Here is a 743-nt window from a genome sequence, read left to right as displayed (position 1 = left end):
GTCGGTGGTCTGGGCACCATCCTCGGCGCGGTGAACATGATCACCACCGTGGTGTGTATGCGTGCCCCGGGCATGACCATGTTCCGGATGCCGATCTTCACCTGGAACATCTTCGTCACCTCGATCCTGGTGCTGGTGGCCTTCCCGCTGTTGACCGCCGCGCTGTTCGGTCTGGCTGCCGACCGTCGCCTGGGTGCGCACATCTACGACCCGGCCAATGGCGGGACCGTGCTCTACCAGCATCTGTTCTGGTTCTTCGGACACCCCGAGGTGTACATCATCGCGCTGCCGTTCTTCGGCATAGTCTCGGAGATCTTCCCGGTGTTCTCCCGCAAACCCATCTTCGGCTACACCACCCTGATCTACGCCACGATCAGCATCGCCGCGCTGTCAGTGGCGGTGTGGGCCCACCACATGTACGTCACCGGAGCGGTGCTGCTCCCGTTCTTCAGCTTCATGACGTTTCTGATCGCGGTGCCCACCGGCATCAAGTTCTTCAACTGGATCGGCACCATGTGGAAGGGGCGGTTGACCTTCGAGACGCCGATGCTGTTCTCGATCGGCTTCCTGGTGACGTTCCTGCTCGGTGGCCTCTCGGGTGTGCTGCTGGCCAGCCCGCCGCTGGACTTCCACGTCAGCGATACGTATTTCGTCGTCGCGCACTTCCACTATGTGCTGTTCGGCACCATCGTGTTCGCGACCTACGCCGGGATCTACTTCTGGTTCCCGAAGATGACCGGCCG

The 743-nt window shown here is 61.8% G+C and carries 1 protein-coding gene; it reads left to right on the top strand.

Annotated features, from left to right (window positions below; genetic code table 11):
• Positions 1–743 (top strand): cbb3-type cytochrome c oxidase subunit I (locus tag CRM90_RS30050; protein WP_199190109.1); only part of this gene is annotated, 743 nt, incomplete at both ends.

The organism is Mycobacterium sp. ENV421, from assembly GCF_002887815.1.
Classification (GTDB): Bacteria; Actinomycetota; Actinomycetes; order Mycobacteriales; family Mycobacteriaceae; genus Mycobacterium.
Note: the sequence above shows the minus strand (reverse complement) of the source record. Positions and strands in the feature narration are given on the sequence as shown.